Origin of the sequence: Caballeronia sp. (assembly GCF_049581465.1) — a bacterium.
Taxonomy (GTDB): Bacteria; Pseudomonadota; Gammaproteobacteria; order Burkholderiales; family Burkholderiaceae; genus Caballeronia.
In genome coordinates this window covers 1-3,239 of the sequence record NZ_JBAUSA010000142.1, presented here as the reverse complement: position 1 = coordinate 3,239, position 3,239 = coordinate 1, and the positions used below count along the sequence as shown (strand labels likewise).

The 3,239-nt window shown below is 61.7% G+C and carries 1 protein-coding gene; it reads right to left on the bottom strand.

Annotated elements, in window-relative coordinates:
* Nucleotides 1-22: 22 nt before the first annotated feature.
* Nucleotides 23-3,239, bottom strand: a 3,217-nt coding sequence (locus WCA53_RS03615) for an efflux RND transporter permease subunit (RefSeq protein WP_423905548.1), incomplete at its 5' end; no start/stop codon positions are given.

Here is a 3,239-nt window from a genome sequence, read left to right as displayed (position 1 = left end):
CCCCCCGCCGAGCAGCGCCCGCTCATACCTCCACACCTTCCGGCGGACCTCGCCGGGCCTTCCGCGCTTCCCCCCAAACCCGCAAGCGATCCATATACAAGTACACCACCGGTGTCGTATAGAGCGTCAGCAACTGACTGACAATCAATCCGCCCACAATGGCAATCCCGAGCGGCGCGCGCATCTCCGATCCCTCGCCCGTCCCGAACGCCAACGGTAACGCACCGAGCAACGCGGCGGCCGTCGTCATCATGATCGGCCGGAAACGCAGCAGGCAAGCTTCCTCGATCGCCTCACGCGATGTCTTCGCTCCATGCCGCGACGCATGAATAGCAAAGTCGATCATCATGATCGCGTTCTTCTTCACAATACCAATCAGCAAGATCACACCGATCAACGCGATGATGCTGAATTCCGTGTTGAAAAGCAGCAACGCAAGCAACGCCCCAATACCCGCCGAAGGCAGCGTGGACAAAATCGTGATCGGGTGAATATAGCTCTCGTAAAGAATCCCCAACACGATATAGACAGCGGCAAGGGCGGCGAGAATCAACAGCGGCTCATCCTTGGTCGAGTCCTGGAACTGCTGCGCCGTGCCCTGGAAACTGCCGTGAATCGTGCTCGGCATACCTATCGTCGCCATGGTTTCGTAGATGGCAGCGGTGGCATCGGAGAGCGACTTGCCAGGCGGCAAGTTGAACGAAATGGTCGACGCCACGAACTGGCTCTGGTGATTCACCGAAAGCGGCGTGTTACCCGGCCCAAACGTGGCAATCGCTGAAAGCGGCACCATCGTTTCCGATGCAGTCGACACCGCTGCGCCCGACGACGAACTCGACTTGCCGCTCGCGGCAATGGCGTTCGTGGCGGAATTGCGTATCGAAGCCAGAGCGAGGGCGCTAGTGTTGTCGGAGGTATCGACGGCCGACGTTGTCGTAGTGGAACTGGGCGTCGCGAGGGTCGTCGTCGTCGTGGCATTGGTCGATGCCGCCCCGTTCGCCGTGCCACCCGACGTACTTATGTAGATCTGCTTGAGCATCTCCGGGTCCTGCCAGTATTTCGGCGCAAGTTCCATCACCACGTGATATTGGCTCAACGCGTTGTAGATGGTGGAGACCTGGCGCTGCCCGAATGCATCGTAGAGCGTGTTGTCGATCTGCGCCGGCTGGATGCCCAGGCGCGCGGCGGTCGCGCGGTCGAACGTGACCATGGCTTCAAGGCCGCCTTGCTGCTGGTCGGAGTTGACGTCCGCGAGTTCCGGGCGCGTCATCAGCGCATCGGTCAGCTTCGGCCCCCATTTGTAGAGATCCTCCGTGGTGTCGGAGAGAAGGGTGAACTGATACTGCGCATTCGATTGCCGGCCACCCGCGCGAATATCCTGCACGGCTTGCAGGTACGTGCGCACGCCCGCGACGTTGGACAACGGCGCACGCAGGCGCTGGATCACCATGTCGGAGGAGACTTTGCGTTCGCTCTTGGGCTTCAGCGAGATGAACATGAACCCCGAATTGGTCTGCCGGCCGCCCGTAAAGCCAGCCACGCTTTCGACGGCGGGATCGGCTTTGACGATTGCCATCATTTCGGAGAACTTGCCCTTCATTGCCTGGAACGACGTGCTCTGGTCAGCCTGGATCCCACCCACGAGCCGTCCCGTGTCCTGCTGCGGGAAGAACCCCTTCGGCACGATCACGTACAAATAGATGTTCAGGAAGATGGTCGCGATCAACACCAGCAGCACGATGCGCGGATGCGCGAGCGCCACGCCTAGCGTGCGCGCGTAGCCGCCCTGCATCCGGTCGAACTGGCGTTCGAGCCAGCGTGAAAAACGGCCGGGCGGCTTTTGATTGTGCGGTTCGCGTAACAAACGTGCGCACATCATGGGTGTGACGGTCAGCGAGACGACCAGCGAAACGCCAATAGCGAGCGACAGCGTCAGTGCAAATTCCCGGAACAATCGTCCAACAATGCCGCCCATCAGCAGGATCGGCAGGAACACGGCGACGAGCGAGATGCTCATCGACATCACCGTAAATCCCACTTCCTTGGCGCCAAGAATGGCAGCCTGCATGCGCGGCACGCCGTTCTCGATATGCCGCGAGATGTTTTCAAGCACCACGATGGCGTCATCGACCACGAAGCCCGTCGCGATGGTCAGCGCCATCAGCGAGAGATTGTCGAGCGAGAACCCCAGCATGTACATGGCCGCGAACGTACCGATGATCGAGATCGGCACCGCGACGCTCGGAATCAGCGTCGCGCGCCAATTGCGTAGAAATAGAAACACGACCATCACGACGAGCGCGACAGCCACGAGCAGCGTGAATTCCGTGTCGTGCAGCGACGAACGGATGGTGGTCGAGCGATCCGACGTCGGCGTGATCTCGACGTCGGCGGGCAGGGCGGCCTGGAGCTGCGGGATCATCGACTTGACGCGATCGATGGTCTCGATAATGTTCGCGCCCGGTTGCCGATACAGGATCACGAGCACCGCGCGCTTGCCGTTGATCAGGCCGAGATTGCGTAAATCCTCGACCGAATCAACCACTTCGCCTACGTCGCTCAATTTCACGGCCGCGCCGTTGCGGTACGCCACCACGAGGTCGCGATACTGATCGGCCTTGCTCGCCTGGTCGTTCGTGTAGAGCTGGAAGTGCGTGCCCTTGAACTCGATCGCGCCCTTCGGACTGTTCGCGTTCGCGGACGCCAGCGCCGCACGCACGTCTTCCAGGCCGACGCCGTAGTGGGACAGCGCCCCCGGTTCCAGTTCCACACGCACGGCCGGATTGGCCGAGCCACTTACATCGACTTCGCCGACGCCGTCCACCGTGGAAAGCGTTTGCTGCAAGACCGTGGCGGCGGAATCGTAGAGGGAACCGGCTGTTCGCGTGGGCGATGAGAGCGCCAGGATCAGGATCGGCGCGTCGGCGGGATTGACCTTGTGATAGGTCGGATTGCTTCTCAGGGCGGTCGGCAAATCGGCGCGCGCGGCATTGATGGCGGCCTGGACGTCGCGCGCGGCGCCGTCGATGTCGCGATCCAGGCCGAATTGCAACGTGATCCGTGACGTTCCGACCGAGCTTTGCGAGGTCATTTCGGTCACGTCGGAGATAGAGCCGAGGTGACGTTCGAGCGGGCTCGCCACGCTGGTGGCGACCGTCTCGGGGCTCGCGCCGGGCAAGCTCGCCTGAACCGAGATCGTCGGAAAATCCACTTGCGGCAACGGCGCGACGGGCAGCTTC